Origin of the sequence: Streptomyces mangrovisoli (assembly GCF_000974985.2) — a bacterium.
Taxonomy (GTDB): Bacteria; Actinomycetota; Actinomycetes; order Streptomycetales; family Streptomycetaceae; genus Streptomyces; species Streptomyces mangrovisoli.
Map to the genome: position 1 here is coordinate 1 of NZ_LAVA02000191.1, position 274 is coordinate 274.

Annotated in this window: 1 protein-coding gene; it reads left to right on the forward strand. The window is 66.1% G+C overall.

The window, feature by feature from the left end; all coding sequences use genetic code 11:
* Positions 1–190: alpha-amylase (locus WN71_RS39350; protein ID WP_107469881.1), on the forward strand; the 190-nt coding region annotated here is incomplete at its 5' end.
* Positions 191–274 lie beyond the last annotated feature (84 nt).

Genomic DNA, 274 nt, shown 5'->3' on the forward strand with positions numbered 1-274 from the left:
CTCGTTGGACATGCCGCAACTCGGCCTGGACTGGCACGAGTCGGTACCGGTGCGCGACGAGCTCACCGGTGAGACCTATCACTGGGGCAGGGCCAACTACGTACGTCTCGAACCGGGCATCCGGTCCGCGCACGTCTTCACCGTCCTGCGACCGTCCACCCCGCAGATCGGAGGGTCACCCACAACATGATCGTCAACGAGCCCGTTCCGGACACGTTCGAGGACACCCCCGCCCAGGACCGCGACCCCGACTGGTTCAAGCGCGCCGTGTTCT